The following is a 17500-nucleotide window of genomic DNA, read 5'->3' as shown; positions in this document are numbered from 1 at the left end:
CCCGTGCAAGGGCCGCTGGGTTCAGGGTGCTACGCTGCAATGCCGACGATCATTGTGGAGCAAGTGCTCGAACCCGGCTATCCCTTCGCGTACGCCATGACGACGCGACCGGCGCCCGCGTCGTCCAAGACCACGCTGACATTCTCGTAAGCGTCGTTGCGTTCGAGCAGGGTTGCCACCTGCCGATCCTGACCGCGGCCCACCTCGAACAACAAAAGTCCTCCCGGCCGCAAGTAACGAGGTGCGTCTTTGGTAACGCGCATGTGGATGCTCAGTCCGTAGGGCCCGGCGGCGAACGCCTCGCGCGGCTCGTCTGTGAGCAGAGAAGCGCGATCGCCTTTGAGCCGGGCTTCCGAGATGTAGGGTGGGTTGCACACGATCATATCGATGGTTTGCTCGAGTTGCAGGCCTGCGAGAGCTTCGAACAGATCACCCTGGAGCACGGTGATGCGGGACGCGGCGCCCTGGCTCGCGGCATTGCGTCGCGCAAGCTCGACACATCCGTCAGTCAGATCGCTCGCCCAGACGCGAGCGTCGGGAATATTGAGCGCGATCGCGCATGCAAGATTGCCGGCGCCGCAGCACATGTCGACGATCCGCGGCGAGGGGAGGTGTGTTCGGCGCAGTGCTTCAACCGCGGTCCTGCCAAGCAACTCCGTCTCCGGCCGGGGCACCAGCGCGCCGGGAGCAACCTGCAGTTCGATTCCCATGAACTGGGTACGTCCTCGCTCGTAAGCCTCGGCTACATTGATCGTCTCGCTCATCGCATTCACACCTCACGCGTGACGTCTTCCCTGTCAGCCGTTCAGCCCGACTTGAGGCCATTCAGCTGGGCGGCCAGGTGCAGACCTTTGCAAATCGTCGGCGAACGGCGTCCAGACCTGTCAGTTCAAATGTTTCCTCGTAGGGCGCAGCCGTTCCAGCATACACTTTCGTCAGAAGCCGGCCCACCCCTGGCATGGAGTTGATGAAGCGAACGGCGTCGCCCGGAAAGGCGAGACTTCGTCCGCCATCAGCAACCCTCCAGCGCTGATCGACAGGCGGTTGATCATTGATCTGGAATACGACCCTCATGTCGGTGCCTGGAGTTTTGGTCCAGGAATTCGCGGCGGAGAGCAACACCTCGGTCCGATTGGCGCGACAATGAATGGCGAGCGACGAGGGCCCATCCTTCGCGCCGGCTCGCGCGGTGGTCCGGGCGGAGATCTGCGGCTTGTGGTCCACCGGTGATGTCGTCTCACTCAGGATCCAGTTCGGACTTGGCGGCGGAGCTTGGAAGGACTGCTCAGGTGCTTCCCCAATCTGCTCGTCGACGCATGTCATGTGCTCCATTCCCTGAAACTGCGCACATGCCCTGGAACGATCCGGCGTGTCGCCGGCTTGCGCGCAGCTTGGATGACCGATACCCGCGAGCAAGACGGCCGCAAGGGTACCGGTTCGCTTCATCGCGATAATCCGACAGTCGCGCTGGGCGAGCGATCGAGCCATTCCTGCGCCGGACCGAACCGGGCCAGAGTGGGGACGCTGGCGCGGAGATTCACGTCCTTCCATTTTGTATCGAAGCCAGCGGATTGCAGCCGGTCGAGCCGTCCGAACAGGTGGTCAACAAAGCGCACCATGCGCCGATAGCGATCGGTCTGCGGCTGCCAGTTGTAGGCGGCAAGAATCGTCGGGACGGCAATGGTCGCGACCCGCTTGCCCGCTGGGACGAGATTTGGATAGTCCTTTGAATCGAGGGACGACGGAAGATAATAGTCTTCAAATCTGGGGTCGTATTCGATCGGCAGGAACTTGAAGCCATCATCCCAACGTCCTTTCAGGAAGGCGTCGACCGGCTTTGATGTGATGAAGACGACCGCTGCGATTTCGCCGCTCTTCATCTGCTGTAATGCGACCTGGTGGGGAATGAACATCTTTTCGACATTCAGTCCCAGCCGGCTGAAGATCAGCGGACCAGAATATGCGGCTGCCGTACCCTGGGTGTTGAAGTTGACCTTCTTTCCCTTGAGGTCGTCGAGCGACTTGATCTCGGGACGCACGAAGACGTGCAGTTCGGCCGGGAAGAGGTTGAGAACATAGACGATGCGCTTTTCGATCGACGGAACCTGCGCCTTGTACTCGTCAAGGGCATCCATGTTGATGATCGCGGCATCAACGCCCTTGAGATAGAGCAGCGAATTGACGTTCTCGGTCGCACCGGTCGTCACGATCGGAATAACGTGAAGCTTGTCCTCCTCGTTGGCGACGCGTGCGATCTCTGCGGCGAGCCGAAGCGGTGCGCCCTCGATAAGTCCTCCGGCGAGCCCCACCGTCCATGCATTGATACGTTCCTTTGCGGCCGTATCGACATTCCGTGGCGCGGTCGGCGCCGGCGGGTCGCGCGGCGAGCGAGATTGGGCGTTGGCAGCAAGCTGCAGGCCGACCAGTGCCAATGCGACCGTGAACGCGAGCTTACTCAATGACATGGGGCCTCTCCATTCTCTGGTCTGGCTTCCGGGGCTCACTTCAGCCGCTATTTGAGCCCCTTGATCCGTCCTTCTGCATCGCGAATGCCGCCGGCCTGGGCGCGTTCATACAGCTCGCGCGCCTTCGCGGAATCGCCGGCGACGCCGCGAGCGTCCCAAGATTGCAGCATGTGAGGATCGTAAGTTTCGGCCAGCATAAAGGCTGCTTGCGCGCTGCCATGTCCAAGGACGTATTCCAGCAAGCCGCGGGCACCGTTGATGTCGGACTGCCGCAACAATGCGCTGGCGCGCGCGAGCAGTCGCTCCTCGTTCGCAAGCGGGCGTGGTGTTCCGCTCGCGGCGACCTGTCGCTCCACCGAAGCCATGGCCTTGGAGTCGGCGCCGGGCAGGGCAGCCCCCTTTGCGATCTGCGCGCTCGGTGGCATCGGGGCGGTGGCTGACGGTGCGCGCGGAGGCGAAGCAGCGGGCTGGAGGCTGCTCTGGCTCGGTGCGCGGCCGGTGGGCTCACGCGAGGGTGCCGCCACGACTGTGGAAGCATTCCATGCGGCCAGATGATCCCGGACGGATGCGACCGTTGGGAGCATTGCCGCGCCGCCGCCCGGTTGCTCCTTTTCGCGCTTGGGTGCGGCCTTTGCGGCGACCTCGGCGGCTCGTGCAGCCGCCGACGTTTCAGCCCGCGCCGGGTCGCGTTGATCCTTCAGCGACGCCGCCTCGCGCGCGAGAGCGTCCGCGCGGCCGCGCTGCTGTTCCACCTCTCGTTTCAGTCCCAGTTTTTGCTCGGCGTCTGCAGCTCGGGCCGCAGCCAACTCGGAGCTCGCGGTTTGCGCTGCACGGAGTTCAGTCTGAAGGGACTGCAGCTTGCGATCCGCGCTCTCAGCTCTGTCCCGCTGCTTCTCGACCTCCCGGTTCAGCGCCAGTTTTTGCTCGGCGTCTGCAGCTCGGGCCGCAGCCAACTCAGAGCTCGCGGTCTGCGCTGTACGGAGCTCAGCCTGAAGGGGCTGCAGCTGGCGGTCCGCGCTTTCAGCTCGGTCCCGCTGCTTCTCGACCTCTCGTTTCAGTGCCAGTTTTTGCTCGGCGTCTGCAGCTCGGGCGGCGGCGAACTCAGAGCTCGCGGTTTTCGCTGCACGGAGTTCAGCCTGAAGGGGCTGCAGCTGGCGGTCCGCGTTCTCAGCTCTGTCCCGCTGCTTCTCGACCTCTCGTTTCAGCGCCAGTTTTTGCTCGGCGTCTGCAGCTCGGGCCGCAGCCAACTCAGAGCTCGCGGTTTGCGCTGCACGCAGTTCAGCCTGAAGGGACTGCAGCTGGCGGTCCGCGCTCTCAGCTCTGCCCCGCTGCTTCTCGAGCTCGCGCGTCAGCGTCAACTTTTGATCGACATCTGCAGCGCCGACCTTCGCGGTCTCGGAAGCCGCGATCCGAAGGGGGCCGAGTTCGCTGATCAGGGCTTCTGTCTTGTCCTGCTCCTGCTTTAGTTCGCGCTCGAGAGCCTGCCTTTGTGCGGCCTCCGCCGCGGCAGACTTCGTGGCTTCGGATGCTGCGCTGCGCGAAGCCTCGAGCTCCGAGCGAAGCGAGGCAAGCTGGAGGGCAAAGCGTTTGGCCCCATTCCGTCGGTCGACCGGACGCTCCTGCTTCGGCTCGGGTTCGGGCGCCTGCATGGCCTTTGAAGCCGCAACCCTTGCGACGTCGAGCTCCGTCTTCAGGGAGGAGATCTCACGTGACAGATTATCGGTCTTTTCCCGCTCCTGCTCGAGCGCCTGCGTTTGCTGAATACCAATCTCCATGGCGCGGACAGTGTGCGTCTGGGTCTGCCGCGCCGCGTCGAGCTCCACTCGAGCCGCAGCCAATTCGCGCGCAAGCTTGTTCGCTCGTTGCCGCTCCTGATCCAGCAACAGGTTCTGGTTGAGCCGCTCCGTCTCGGAAGCTGCTTGAGCCGCATTTGACACCGAGGGCGGCGTAGACGTCATGTCCTGCGTAGGGGCATCGGCAGCCGCGCGGGGCTGCTCGGTCGCGGTCCTCGCTCCGCGCGATCCGGTCGCGGCGGGCCTGCTTCCAGCGGGCTGTGTCGCGGCGGGTCGCGCCTCGTCCGCGCGTTGGACGAGCTTCAGCCTTTGTTTGATCCCGTCGATCTGCTCTGGTCCGCGCGTGCATCTGCACGGATCGAGCATCGCCGGTGTGATGTAGGAGGCATCCCGGTCGCCATCGTCCTGGGATTTGGCATCGGCAGCTCCAGTCAGAACCGGCAGAAGGCAGGTGATCAGAACCGCCATGAGCCGGCCGGCTCTATCGCACGCGCGCGAGCCGTCAGCGACGTCGAACAATCTGCGTCCACGGAACGCAAATTGCCGGTGCCTGGGTCGGCGCGCAGCTGTGGGCAGCCCGACGGCTGTTCCTTTCGACGGATCGAAACCGTGTACCCCCATAGAGACGCCCAACTGCTTGGTAGGATCATGATGCTTGGTAGCGATCATGGCATGTCGTTTATGACGGCGCTTTCATCGACGCGATGTCGATGTCGCAGTTGCGGTAGCCAAAACGGAGTAGTGCGCCGACAATGGGAATTAAGTAGATCGGGCGGGGCTTTGGCCAAAGCTGCTTGCCCCCACGGATGCGCTTAAATAGCTTGCGACGTGCACGCTTCGTCACACACGCAGGAAGCACAGTCATGAGCAGATCATTTGCCATTTTTGCCGGCGTGGCGGCTGTCGGACTGGTCCTCATTAGCGGCATCGAAACTCGCGGTTCTGCGCAATCCAGCCTCTCCACCAAGAATCCCGGCACTGCCGCCAGGAACGCAAATGCCAAGATGGGTGTTGCGACACCTCGGAAGCAGCCGCCGCATCGACTTGTCGTCCATGTCGACGTCAACGATCCGGCCGTCATGAATCTCGCTCTCAACAACGTCAGCAACGTCGTTCAGCACTACGGCGACCTCAGTCAAAAGGTCGAAGTCGAAGTCGTCGCATACGGGCCAGGACTGCACATGCTGCGAGACGACACCTCGCCTGTGAAGGGGCGCATCAAAATGATGAGCGAAACAACGCCCGAGCTTACGTTCTCGGCCTGCGGAAATACACGAGAGAACATGACCAAGAATGAGGGCAAGGAAGTGCCTCTTATCGCGCAAGCGAAGGTCACCAAATCCGGGGTCGTTCGCCTGATGGAGCTTCAGGAGCAAGGCTGGAGCTACCTGCGGCCCTGATGATCGTACGCTGCACTCCCAAGCGCGAGATCGCGGGTTCGAGCCAGGTTTGAGCCGAACCCGCCTGATCTCCCCGTGCTGTCCTGTGGTGGGCAGGACCGACCCCCTCAAAAAGCATTGTGTTGTGGATCAGGAGCAGGACGCCCCGATCGCGCGCTCGATGACGGGTCGATTGATCGAGAGGTGGGGCTCGACCACCAGATCAAGATGTCCACCGGCGATCGGAATCACGTCTAGTTCTTCAAACAGGGAGTCCCATCCGAGGCGCGGCGTCACGCCAGGCCGATGACAGGCAAAGACAGTCCCTTTGATGGCTAGACGAGGCTTGGCATCCTCGACCCAGCGTCCGAACGCGCGCATCCGGAGAATCTCCTCGAGCTCGAGCCTGAGCATGAAGCGCGTGTTTGCCAGGCGAGGCCATGTAATGGCGTCGATGAGCCTGCAGAATCGAACCTCCTGGCCCAAGCGGGCGGCGAACTTCGCCACGGAGCGGCAGAACATGCGGTAGATCGTCACTCGATGGGATCGAATCCGCTGTAGCGTGCGAGATAAGGCTTCTCGGTGATTTGCTCTGCGAGGGCCGACATTGGTGTCGAGGATGCCCAGGAATTTGACTGCACGACCTTGTTCGATCAGCCGGCTTGCGACTTCGAAGGCGACGCCGCCGCCCAGGGAATAGCCGATCATTCGGACGTCGCCGCGTGGTTGAGCTGCATTGATCTGTTCGACGGCCATCGCGGCCATCTCCTGCACGGAATCGCGTCCCGCGAGGCTCCAGCTCAGATCTGGATAACGAATCGGAATCACCCGCGCCACCTTGCCGAGCTGAGCGCCAAATGCGGCCATGCTCGGGCCATACCCCATGGAGCCGGGCAGTATGACAAGACCTGGGAGAATCTGGTCGTTTAGACGCTGCCGCACCGGTGGTTCCACCGTCGCGATAGCCCGGATCATGTCTTCAGCGCTCATATCGACCGTGAACGCTTCCATGCTGACTTCCCGGCCGATGAGGTCTTCGATATCCATCACGCAGCGCAGGAGCTTCAGGGAATCGCCGCCGGCCTCATCCCAGCGTCCGGCAGCTTCCGGCACGCCGAGGATGCTGCTCCACACCTGCTGCACGATCCTGTTGGCCTCGGCCATTCCTTGCATCGTCGGCACAGGCGCGGGCGAGGTCGTTTTGCTCTCGAGATCGAGCAGTTTCAGCTTGGCGTGATCGATCTTACCTCCTGGAAGGCGCGGCATCTCCGGTATCTCGTGCAGCCTGGTCGGATGCAAAGCCGCAGGAACAGCCTGCCGGACGCTGTTGCGAACGTCGGTCCGGAAGCGCGCATTTTGTGGATCGGCCGGCGATGCAAACAGGACCAACTCGTTCGCGTCCGTCACGACGGCGACAGCGTCCTTCACATAGGTGAGCTTGCGCAACGCACTCTCGAGCTCGGCCGGCTCGACACGCTGGCCATTGATCTTGAGCTGGCGTCCCTTCCGTCCAACGATCCGCATCAGTCCGTGCGTATCCACGGTGACGAGGTCGCCGGTCTGATAGATGCGAGACTTTGGGTTATCCGGGGAGGGCGATGCCGGAGAAAGCCGTCCGTCTTCCCAGTATCCGAGCATGACGTACCTGCTCTTGATCACCAGTTCGCCGACTTCACCGTGCGGGACGGGCTTCCCGCTTTCGTCGACCACGGCGTACGATATGCCGGGAAGCAGGTAGCCAACAGGAACGCTGACGCCGTCCTCTCGCCACTGCTTGGGAAGAAACCACTGGGTTCCGGTGGTTTCGGTCGACAGATAGCTGACCTGGATGAAGCAACCTGGTGGTATCGCTCGCCGGACGAGCGCGATATCGGTCCACAGGACCTTCTCCCCGCCGATGCGGATCATGCGAAGCGAGTCGAGATCGCCCGGCCGGCTTGCGTTGATCAGTGCACGCACCAGGGCGGGTACAATGTATGTAATCGTCACCTGTTGCGTGGTGATCTGGCGAAGAACGCCGCGCAATCCGAGCGCCTCGACGTCGACGATGTGCAGTTTTGCCCCCGTCAACAAGGCCGACAGCATCTCCCGGCAACCGGCGATCGTGGTGGGGCCGCTCAGAGGCATGAAGACGTCTGCCGCACCTATGTGGCAGGCGTCCACATATTGCTGGACGCGCTGGAGCAGGTTGCGTTGGCTGTTCACGACCCCTTTCGGAGCTCCGGTGCTGCCGGAGGTATAGAGCACTACGGCAGGCGCATCGACCGAAACCTGGGGGAGCGTTGAAGTTGCTGCGGAAGGGTTGGCGCCGGCGGCGTCGAGCCAGCGCAGGCCGTGCTGTTGGATCCACCCGGCGGAGTTGTCGCCGTCTTGCCCGATCAGCACGGAAATCCGGGCGGCCGCGGCGATAGCCGTGAGCCGCTGAACTGGATCGCGGGGATTGAGTGGAACGAGGACTCGTCCGGCCGCCATGCATGCCAGCATAGCGATCGGCTGCCAGGCCGAGCTGCGCAATACCCATCCGACGGCTTCCTGCTCCGGGATCAACGCGCTGATCGCCTGGGCCAGGGTCAAGACGCGGGACAACAGCTGCGCGTACGTGAAGCTGTGATTGCCGTCGCTGATTGCGACCCTGTCGCCGAACTTCGCCGTCACCGCAATCAGGTGTTCGATGGCGGGGACGCAGGCAAAGCCGGCTTCCAGGGGATCGAATGATCGATCGACCGGACCGTTCAGATCGAGAGGGACTTCCACGGGGCTCAGCCAGCTCAGCGTCGCTGGAGCTTGCTGAACGGTCGAGGGCAGGTGCGCGTCAAGGGCGTCGCATGGATCACCCGACGGATCGCCAGATATCTGAAGCCGCATCACCGTACCCGTCATTTTGCTGTCCCAACGTACTTAATCAGGCCTGGGCACGCATACTTCAAACGAAGGATGCCGGTTTCGCAGCCACCGTCTGGTCGATCGGCTGGCTGCCATATCGAAAGACCCGGGTGATTAACCCAAGCCGCCTGGGGATCACTGCCGTGGTCTCAGGCCAGATGCAGCGTGGTCGGAAACATTGATTGCAGGTTCGATGCTTGTCCAACGTACCGCCGTTGATTTGAAGCGGCGATAGTAATGCATCAAAGTCGATGTTGATGACGGCTCCAGATCCGAGGGCGCGAGCTCGGACGGTACTCCGTGCGTCAGGACACACCAGAGCTTGACACGAGAATCGAGATCCGACGTCCCGGCAAACCGAGTCAAAGTGCTTCGCACGACGTCGCGGCTCGTGCTTCCGGCGCGGACGGCAAGTAGAACATGATCCGCCCAGGAGGCGAGGAGGCGCACTTCCGGCGCATCATCCAGCGATGGTGCGTTGATGACGACGAGATCGTAGGTGTTCCTGAAGTGCTCGAATAGCGAGGCGACTTTCGGGCCCGCCAACGGCCCCAGGCGACTGCCCTCGGACAATCTTGACGATATGTAGTCGAGTCCGAGCTCCGGGATGTGCTGGACGGCCTTGGCGGCCGCTCCGTCGTGCGCCAACAGCTTGAACAGATCTGCAGCCTCACCGCCGACGCGCCGGGGCAATTGAGAGAAATCCAGGAACAGAACGCGCTGTCCGAGTTGCGCCGCACAAAAGCCAAAACTCCAGGCGATCGCGCTCTTGCCTTCACCGTGTAAGCTGGATGTCACCAGGATGACATGCGGCGTCTGTGGCGAGACCGGATCGGCGGCCATGAGGGATACGACGGTTGAGCGAACGGCCCTGTTATGCGAGACAGCCGATTGCTCTACGAAGCGCTGCGGCGAGATGCTCAGCTCCGGCGGGATCGAGGGGATCAACCCGACGCACGGGATGTCCAATGCCTCTGCAGCTTCCGCCTCGGTGTGCAGACTTCGATCGAAGTGCTTCAGGATGATCGCGACGAGACATGCGAGGAGCGCGAAGATAATCGTGATCGGTGGAACAAGGAGGAACGGGTTCAACGAACTCGGAAAGTCGGGTGGCGAGGCGTCCGCAATGACGGTCACGTCTGGCTCGGCGACCACGCCCTTCGTGGTGAGATCCTGCCGCTTTCGTATCAGTGTTTCATATTGCTGCGCCAGGGTGGTGATTTTCCACTCCAACGCGGCGGCGGCCTGTGCGGCTGCCGGTGATGACGAGGTCTGACCTGAGTGACTGGCGTCCCATTCCGCCTTCGCCGTTGACAATTCGCGCTGAACATTCGCCGATTGTGCTGCGATGGCGTCCAGAGCCTGCTGCTCCACAGCCCGCTTTTGCCGGACAAGCTCGTCAGCGTAGGATCGGGCGACCAGGTTTGCGACGTCTGCGGCCCGTTGTGGATTGCGGTCGCTGGCAATTACGCTGATAACTCTGGATCGGCGCTCTTGGCTGACCTTCAGGCGCCCTTTCAATGCCGCCACCGCCGCGCCGTCGCTTGGTTGGTCTTTCCGGAAGGAGAGGAACCCCTTTATCTTTGACAAGGCAGTGCGGAGCACCGAACCGTTCTCGTTGGCCGGGTTGTCGAGCATCCTCAGTGCCGGCAGGAGCCGCCGCAGATACGCATCGGATGACATGACGGTTACGTGCGTATCGATCGTGGGGTCGTCCGAACCGCCAGTCGGCGAGGAATTGCCGGGTGCACCGGCATTGTCGGCCGCTCCGCCACTTCGAGCGCTCACGACAAGCTGTGCCGTTGCGAGGTAGGTGGGCGACATAAAAATACTACCGAGCACCGCGAGCAGCGCGCCCGCGCCGATCATTTTGACGATGAAGAGCTTGTATCGCCTGATGCTCTCGAAGACATGCTTGAATGCTGCGATGGCGTCATCGGGAGGTGACTCGTCGCCGTTTGACCGGCCCTGGGACAGGACAGTCACCGGCAGAATCCGTTTATTTGTGAACGCTTCCATCGCCTGCTCCTTTATTGCGCCGGTTCCATCACGCCTGCTGTTCGCGAAGGCCCGGAGGTAACTGCTGAGTCGAGCCAGGACTGCAGCATCAAGACAGCCCACAGCGGTCGTGAGAAATCGCGGCGACCGCTAAGATGTTGAAGCCAGCACTCCTGCACGCGGGAAACGTCCAGGAGATGCTGGTTGCGAAGACGCGACTCCGAAAGGAGGTCCGACGCCCACGAACGAAGAGGTCCCTTCAGCCAGGAGCCGATCGGCACGTCAAAGCCCTGTTTCGGTCGCTCGAAGAGGTGGCGCGGCAGGTAGCGGCCAAGGACCTGGCGCAGGAGCCATTTTCCCTGACCATGACGCACCTTCGCCGAGTTCGGCAGCGCCCAGCTGAACTCGACAACGCGATGATCCAGAAGCGGGCAGCGAGCCTCCAGGCTCGTGGCCATGCTCGCGCGATCGAGTTTCACGAGAATATCGCTCGGGAGATATCCAAGCATATCCCGAACGATAAAATCAGACAGCAGATCGTTGAGCGGCGGGATCGAGTCCGGCTCCGAGCCTGCCTGGGTTCGCGTCAACTGCAGTTCGGAGAGCCGCGTCGACCGACGGTACATCTCGCCGACGTCGTTGCTGCCAATAAGGTCTGCCAGGCGGTTGATTCGGTCGCCCTGTGTCATCCGCTGCAACCAACCTGGAAGACGAAGTGTTTCGACGACGCTTTCGCGCATGCCGCGCCCGAGCAGCGCCACACCGCCCGCGGCCATGGTCCGGATCGATCGATTGGAGTTCAGCAGAGGCGCTAAACGGGCGGAAAGTACGTGCCTGGAATACCCTCCGAAGCACTCGTCACCCCCGTCGCCCGAAAGCGCAACGGTGACGTCCTGCCGTGCAAGTCGAGATAGAAGCAGTGTCGGGATCTGCGATTCATCGGCAAACGGCTCGTCCCAGATGGTTGGAAGTTCGGGGATGACCGCTCTGGCGTCCGCGGAGGTGAGACGTAGCTCGGTATGGCTGGTGCCGAGGTGCCGCGCCACGGCCGCAGCGTTAGCCGTTTCATCAAAGGCGCGCTCACCGAATCCGATCGTAAAGGTCCGTACCGGGCGCGCCGATTGAGCCTGCATCAGGGCCACGACGGTCGAACTGTCTATTCCGCCCGACAGGAACAGCCCGACCGGAACGTCGGCGACCATTCGGTCGGCGACCGAGGCCTTGAGCAGGTCGCAAGCCTGGGAGACGAGCTGCTGGTCATCTGCAGTGGCGAGCGCTGCGCGACCCGTGTGCGCGACATCGGCCAAGGACCACCAGGAGCGCGCGCGTTCTTGTAGTGCTGCGGCATCCCGGCAGACCGAGAGGTCCTCGGCACGGATCGATAGGGCGCCCCCGGGGGGAATCTTGAAGACGCCTCGCCATATGCACTGGTCTTCCGGCAACCATCCGCGGGTTAGAAACTCCGCAACCGCGCCCGGGTCGATCTCCTGGTGAAAGTCGGGGAATGCCGCGATGGCCTTCAACTCCGACGCGAAGACCACCGCATTCGACGTCCGCGCGACGTAGAGCGGCTTTTTCCCCATTCGATCGCGGGCCAGGTGCAGCGTGCGGTTCCTGCGATCCCACAAGCCGATTGCGAACATGCCATTGCAGCGCTGGAGGGCCTTCTCCAGGCCCCATTTCTCGATCAGGCCCAGCAAGACCTCCGTATCGCTATTGCCGATGAAACGCTTGCCTGCGCACTCGAGCTCTTGTCGTAATGGCTTGTAGTTGTAGATCTCGCCGTTGAACGTAATGACGAAGCGGCCGTCGCTCGAAAGCATTGGCTGCCGGCCCGCATCGGAGAGATCGATGATCGACAGCCTGCGATGCCCGAACGCAACGCCGGCGTCACGATCGCTCCAGAACCCGTCCGCATCAGGACCGCGGTGGCGCAGGCGAGCCGTCATCGGCCCGATCGCAGCCAGGTCGGCGGATCGAGAAGCACGCGGCGTCTGAAGTATTCCTGTAATTCCACACATTGCTTAACTTCCAACTCGCGCATGCGCCAATGAGCGCCGATCCGAGCCCAGGATGAGGCCCAGCGTGACGGCAAACCACACGGTCGGGTGCCGCAGAATGAAATGGCTGATGCTGAAGACGGCGAGTGCAAAGATCAGGACAGCCAAGGCGTCGAGCCGTGCGCGAAGCAGGAGCGCAAACGTGCCGGCAAGCAGGCTGACAATGGTGATCACGCCGGGCAGTCCGCCTTGGGTGAACACGTCCAGAAGAGTGCTGTGAGCTTCCACCGGGAGCGCTACGCCCTTGTCCGTGATTCCGGTTGGCTTCTCCAGATGCGGCCCGGGCCCAAGGCCAACCGAGCCGGACTCCAGTCCGGCATGCAGGGCGTCTTGCCAAAGACTTAGCCGCAGATTGGCGGTGGCCTTCGTTGCCTCACCGCCACGATCCTTCATCATGCCGGCGGCCAGCCCCTCGACATCATTCGCCGTTGCCACCCCGTAGGGAAGCAGTGAGAGCGAAAGGGGAATTACGGCCACAACGACGATCGCTGCAGCTGCGAAACGCAGGCTCCATCGATGTTCGGGGGATGTCAGCCAGCTTCGCAAGCGTAGCGCAATGAGCAGCGGTATCGACAGCGACATCGAGATAAGAAAGGTATCGCTCTTCGTCAGCCGACCGACGACGAATGTTATGATGCAGCTAAACACTGCGACGATCCGGCCAAACCGCTTGGCCGTCAGAGTCATGTGAAGCGAGAGTGGTGTCAAAACCGCACAATAGATTGCAAGCTGGTTTGGATTCTCCGACCATCCGCGGAACCGGTCCCAATACCATGGATCGACCGACGAGATGCTGAGGTAGCCCCAGCCCAATGCAAGTTGCACCGCCACGGCGACGATCCAGAAGCCGATCAGGAACCACAGCGATTGGCGCAGGGTACCCTCGGGTTTCAACGTTGCAGCCACCAGGCAAGTGAGGGCCGCCACGAGGAGATATGCGAAGATGTCGTGCACGACGAGCTCTGGGTCGACGATCTCCGGGCGCAGCAATGCAAGGAAGCCCCCGAAACTCTGAATCAAGACAAAGCAGCCCCAGAATGCAACGAGCCAGAGCAAGGCTTGGGGGTTGCAGATTCTTGAACCGACCAAGAGATGCAGGGATGCGAGACCGAGCCAGAGGACGAGGCAGGCTTCCCCGATGCCCAGGGGGACGCCGGGAAGACGCAGCTGCGAGGCTGTGCCAAGCACGAGGCCAAGCGCAAGAAGGGCACTTCCGATCATTGTACTTCACTGATGCTGTGCGCCGCAGCCCGCCAGCCATTGGAATGGCTGCGAGAAAGCAGCTGCGTGTAAAGCTCTGCATAGCGATCGGCGACGACGTTTAGGTCGAACTCCTTGCGCACCACGTTGATCGAGCGTTGACCCATCGTCTTTGCACGCGCGGAATCCTGAAGAAGGTCGAGAATTGAGGCCGCGAGCGCGCGCGGGTCGCGCGGCGCTACAAGTTTGCCGTTCCAGTCCTCGCGGACCACGTCATCGCACCCCGGCATGCGGGAGGCGACGATTGGCACGCCAGCCAATCCGGCTTCCAAAAGAACACGGGGAATGCCTTCACGATATTCAGTCGGAAAGGCAAAGAGGTCGGCGATACCCAGAAGCGCGGGAATATCCGATCTGGCGCCGGTCGCAATCACATATGGTGCGTGCGCCTCGATCAGCTCCTGACCTACGGCGAATGGGCCCTCGCTTTCGCGCGGACCGACGAGCAGAAAGCGGACGTTCGGGCGTACGTCATGCACGAGCCTCGCCGCTTCGAGGAGCGTTGTGATTCCTTTTTGTACGGTTAATCGGCTTACTGTCAGGACAATCTCGGCGTCGCCCAGCCCGAGTTCGGCGCGTAGCGCGGCAGGCGAGGCCGTTCGCGCTTGCGCCGCTTCGAAAGCGCCGACATCGATCCCCGAGCTTCCGATAATGACAGATGAGCTCTTTCCGAGCAGGCGGTGTCGTTGAAAGAAGCTGCTGTCGGCCTTGTTCTGGAAAACCGTCGCCGCGGTCCAGCAAGCAGCCAGGCGTTGCATCGCCAGATAGACGGGGCGGAAGGCCAAGGCTCTCAGTTCTGTCGATGAGAATACCCATCCCATTCCGTTGATTGTGCGCACAACCGGTACGGAGCCGCGAAGCGCCAGCGGCGCAAACAGGTTGGGCTTGGTATCAAACGTCTGGATCACGTCGGGCCGAGCGCTCTTCACGAGCCGCGCCAGTTGACCCATGGCCGCGCGATCGGCAAAGCCGACGCCAAATCTGTCGAACTGATATTGATGATACGGGATTCCGGTCTTCGCGAATGCAGATGCTGCACCAGTGCCGGCCGCGCTCACGCGGAGGCCGCGGTTCTGCAGAGCCGCCAGGAACGGGATACGCAGAGCGTGATCCTCGCCTCCTACGCAAAGCAAGTGCAGCGCCATGTTGGTTCCTTCCAGCCCTTTGAGCAATTCCGCCAAGATGTTAATCTTTGCGGAGGCCCCCGGTTTTCCCGGCGAAAGTTTGACAAGATCAGGTTAGGACGTGGCCGCGGCCTGTCTTCATTCATTCGCATGACAGCGGAAGTGAGCGGTTGGCGGACGTGCTCGAACAGGGCTGAAAAGACGACGCGGCGCGAGTGCATGTTTGCCGAACGCGCCGCGAAGCACGTCGATGTCCGACCAGTCGAGACAACGCGACACCGTATTCCGCGTCCACGCTAGGGCAGGACGGCGAGGCGGCCCAGCAACGCGATCAGGTCTGCTTGCCGGCGTGTCTGTGTTTTGACAAACAGGGAAGCCAACTGGGAGCGTACTGTCGTTCGACTCAATCGTCGCGAACGAGCAATGTCGATCAGGTTGTTGCCTCGGGCCAACTCGAGAGCAAGCTGGGTTTCGGCAGCGGTGAATCCAAACAACCGCTGCAGCGTCCGCGGCGAAGGCTCCGGATGCGCGTCGAGATCCAGCAGGATCAATGCGATGGTCTCGTCGGACCACGCATTCGCGACCTGGTTGATCAGCGCGGTAAATCCTTCCTTGGTGGATGTTGCCAACCAGGAAGTCGAGCCTGCCGGAAACTGTGCGCCGGCGCGGTGGACCAGTTGCTTGACGGCGCCATAGAGCGTTTCGTGGCTCGCATCCACACGCCCTTCGCGTTCCAATATTGCGCGGCCGGCCGGACTGAGTTCGATGACCTTGCCGCGTCTGAGCAAGACCTGTCCGCAGCCGATCCGCGCGAGCACCCCGCGCAAGCCGTCCTGCTTGGGGTTCTGGGCGTCAGAGTGAGCAGATGAAACGGGACTGGAAATATTGAATATCGATTCAGAAGAATGACGCTGTAGAGCAATGGTAGACCTTGGCAATGCTTGGCTTAAGTTCAACATTTTATTCCCCCGGCCGCGCTGACCCGATGGAGTGAACGTGCCACAAAGAATCCCAACTTCTGCCAAGCCTGGCAACGTTGAATGGGGGGTAACCCCGCAGCCGTCGGAGGGGGTGAAAGTTGCCGCTCTTCCGGGCATCGACCCGGTTGTGATCAACGAAGAGGTAGCAACACGGGTTGAAGGGGTAGCAAGGCGGGTTTAAGCCTCGCGGGAGCAGCCATGGAGGTATGCGGAAGCTACCCCGGAAGGAGCGCCCTGCTTACTCTTAAGGGAGTACCTCTGTTCGTGCTCAGTTCGAGAAGGCCGGCGCAGGGCGCAATGTGACTTCGATCACATCGCCGGGCTCCACGTCGAAGTCGACGGACGCGGGTATCCTGTCCCACTGTTGACCGAGCCGCCGCACGACGACTACGTCGGGATTGAGCTCGCCTGAATTGACGGGGATCGCACCCGAGCCGCCGATAGGCTGCAGTTTTTGACTGAGCGCCTGCATTCTCACGCGCAAGTCCGCCAATCGAACGTTCGAGTCCTTCTGCTCCCTGAGCAGATTGATCGTGCGCTGGCTGGTCACACGTCCCGCCTGCCGCAGGAAGTCCTCACGCTGACGCTGGAGCCGCATGAGTTCGACGCTCGTCTGCAGGCGTCGGGTCGAGGACAGCAACAGGGCGCGCCGGCTTTCGCTGACACGAGGACTTGCCAGCAGGCCGGAGCCGAACGCCTTCATGACCCGTTCGAGCTCCTCTTCGTCCGCCTGCACGCCCTTCTCTTCACCTTCCTGTTGCTTCTTGAGCGTAGCGAACTGCGCGTCCGTCTGCTTGACGGCGTCGTCCAGAAAGCGTTGTTCTGTGCGGTAGTCGTTTTGCGAGGTCTTCAGAGAGTCCTTCTCGGCCTGCACGACCGAACCGATCACGCTCGCGGGCAGCGAAATGTCGCTTGGAGGCGTGGCGTCGAACGTGTCGCGGCCATCAAGCTCCGCGCCGGTTCGGACGATATGGAAATATTCCTTGGTGTATTCGGTGGCGAGCGACTGGTAGTCCCGTACGAGATCCGCAGGGTCTGTGGCGCCGGGCTGCATGCCACGCGACCGCAACAGGCTGAAACCGCCGGCCACTGCCACGGCCTGGCGCACGGTCATTGAAGCCCGATACGTCTGCTGTCCGGGCGTGAGCACATCGCCGGAAACATAGACCGGCCGATATTCCACGACGCTCGCCATGACGTCGCCGGGCTTGACCACGAATGCCTGGTCGCGTCCGTCGGTCAGGCGTTGACGCAGTATCCGTGCCTGCAGCAGCGTCTCGATGCGGTTCTGCATCTGCGCCGGGGTCAGGCCGGCAACTTCAACCGTCCCCCCTCCCGGAAGCGGGATGGTGCCGTCGATCTGGATCTGCGTGCGGTTGCGTTGATCGGGGAGGCCACCGATCGAAATCTCGATGGTATCACCCGGTCCGAGCTTGTATGGCGCGGCAAGGGATAGCCCGCTTGTCGCGAAAAACAGAACCGCTGCGCATGAACCCAGCAGGAGGGTGGAAGAGGGCCTGCCTTGCTTCTTGCACTTCATGGACGAACTCCCGATGCA

Annotated in this window: 12 protein-coding genes; 1 reads left to right on the top strand and 11 read right to left on the bottom strand. The window is 62.0% G+C overall.

Going from position 1 to position 17500, the window contains the following annotated elements; all coding sequences use genetic code 11:
* Positions 1-77: 77 nt before the first annotated feature.
* From QJT78_RS00125 to QJT78_RS00110, 4 genes are all read right to left on the bottom strand, one after another.
* The gene (locus QJT78_RS00125) at positions 78-764 is read right to left on the bottom strand and encodes a HemK/PrmC family methyltransferase (RefSeq protein ID WP_038942589.1); all 687 of its coding nucleotides are present in this window, start codon (positions 762-764) and stop codon (positions 78-80) included.
* Between the two features lie 61 nt (positions 765-825).
* Complete coding sequence (locus tag QJT78_RS00120; RefSeq protein WP_281460162.1) at positions 826-1074, bottom strand: hypothetical protein; 249 nt, start codon at positions 1072-1074, stop codon at positions 826-828.
* Positions 1075-1442: 368 nt separating this feature from the next.
* Positions 1443-2465, bottom strand: coding sequence for a TAXI family TRAP transporter solute-binding subunit (locus QJT78_RS00115; RefSeq protein WP_028147241.1), 1023 nt, complete (start codon positions 2463-2465; stop codon positions 1443-1445).
* Between the two features lie 47 nt (positions 2466-2512).
* Positions 2513-4927, bottom strand: coding sequence for a hypothetical protein (locus QJT78_RS00110; RefSeq protein WP_157790103.1), 2415 nt, complete (start codon positions 4925-4927; stop codon positions 2513-2515).
* A 194-nt stretch (positions 4928-5121) separates the two neighbouring features.
* Here QJT78_RS00110 and QJT78_RS00105 point away from each other — a divergent pair, with 194 nt between their 5' ends.
* Positions 5122-5658 carry a DsrE family protein gene (locus tag QJT78_RS00105; protein ID WP_028147243.1) on the top strand — a complete coding sequence of 179 codons (537 nt, stop codon included), beginning with the start codon at positions 5122-5124 and terminating at the stop codon, positions 5656-5658.
* Positions 5659-5787: 129 nt separating this feature from the next.
* Here the strand turns inward: QJT78_RS00105 and QJT78_RS00100 are convergent, their stop codons facing one another.
* The 7 genes from QJT78_RS00100 to QJT78_RS00070 all read right to left on the bottom strand — a co-directional run bounded on the left by QJT78_RS00100 (position 5788) and on the right by QJT78_RS00070 (position 17482).
* Positions 5788-8517 carry a non-ribosomal peptide synthetase gene (locus tag QJT78_RS00100; RefSeq protein ID WP_038942592.1) on the bottom strand — a complete coding sequence of 910 codons (2730 nt, stop codon included), beginning with the start codon at positions 8515-8517 and terminating at the stop codon, positions 5788-5790.
* 138 nt (positions 8518-8655) lie between these two features.
* Complete coding sequence (locus QJT78_RS00095; protein ID WP_028147245.1) at positions 8656-10539, bottom strand: hypothetical protein; 1884 nt, start codon at positions 10537-10539, stop codon at positions 8656-8658.
* 11 nt (positions 10540-10550) lie between these two features.
* Positions 10551-12539, bottom strand: a complete 1989-nt coding sequence (gene asnB, locus QJT78_RS00090) for an asparagine synthase (glutamine-hydrolyzing) (RefSeq protein ID WP_028147246.1) — start codon at positions 12537-12539, stop codon at positions 10551-10553.
* 3 nt (positions 12540-12542) lie between these two features.
* Positions 12543-13799 carry an O-antigen ligase family protein gene (locus tag QJT78_RS00085; protein ID WP_028147247.1) on the bottom strand — a complete coding sequence of 419 codons (1257 nt, stop codon included), beginning with the start codon at positions 13797-13799 and terminating at the stop codon, positions 12543-12545.
* Positions 13796-15019, bottom strand: a complete 1224-nt coding sequence (locus QJT78_RS00080) for a glycosyltransferase (protein WP_240537531.1) — start codon at positions 15017-15019, stop codon at positions 13796-13798. Before QJT78_RS00080 ends, QJT78_RS00085 begins: the two co-directional genes overlap by 4 nt.
* A gap of 239 nt (positions 15020-15258) precedes the next feature.
* Positions 15259-15921: a helix-turn-helix transcriptional regulator gene (locus QJT78_RS00075; RefSeq protein WP_155257705.1), complete on the bottom strand. Its 663-nt coding sequence runs from the start codon at positions 15919-15921 to the stop codon at positions 15259-15261.
* A gap of 289 nt (positions 15922-16210) precedes the next feature.
* Complete coding sequence (locus tag QJT78_RS00070) at positions 16211-17482, bottom strand: polysaccharide biosynthesis/export family protein (protein ID WP_049807508.1); 1272 nt, start codon at positions 17480-17482, stop codon at positions 16211-16213.
* Between the last annotated feature and the right edge of the window lie 18 nt (positions 17483-17500).

This window comes from Bradyrhizobium sp. Mp27 (genome assembly GCF_029953005.1).
In the GTDB taxonomy this organism is placed as follows: domain Bacteria; phylum Pseudomonadota; class Alphaproteobacteria; order Rhizobiales; family Xanthobacteraceae; genus Bradyrhizobium; species Bradyrhizobium barranii.
Note: the sequence above shows the minus strand (reverse complement) of the source record. Positions and strands in the feature narration are given on the sequence as shown.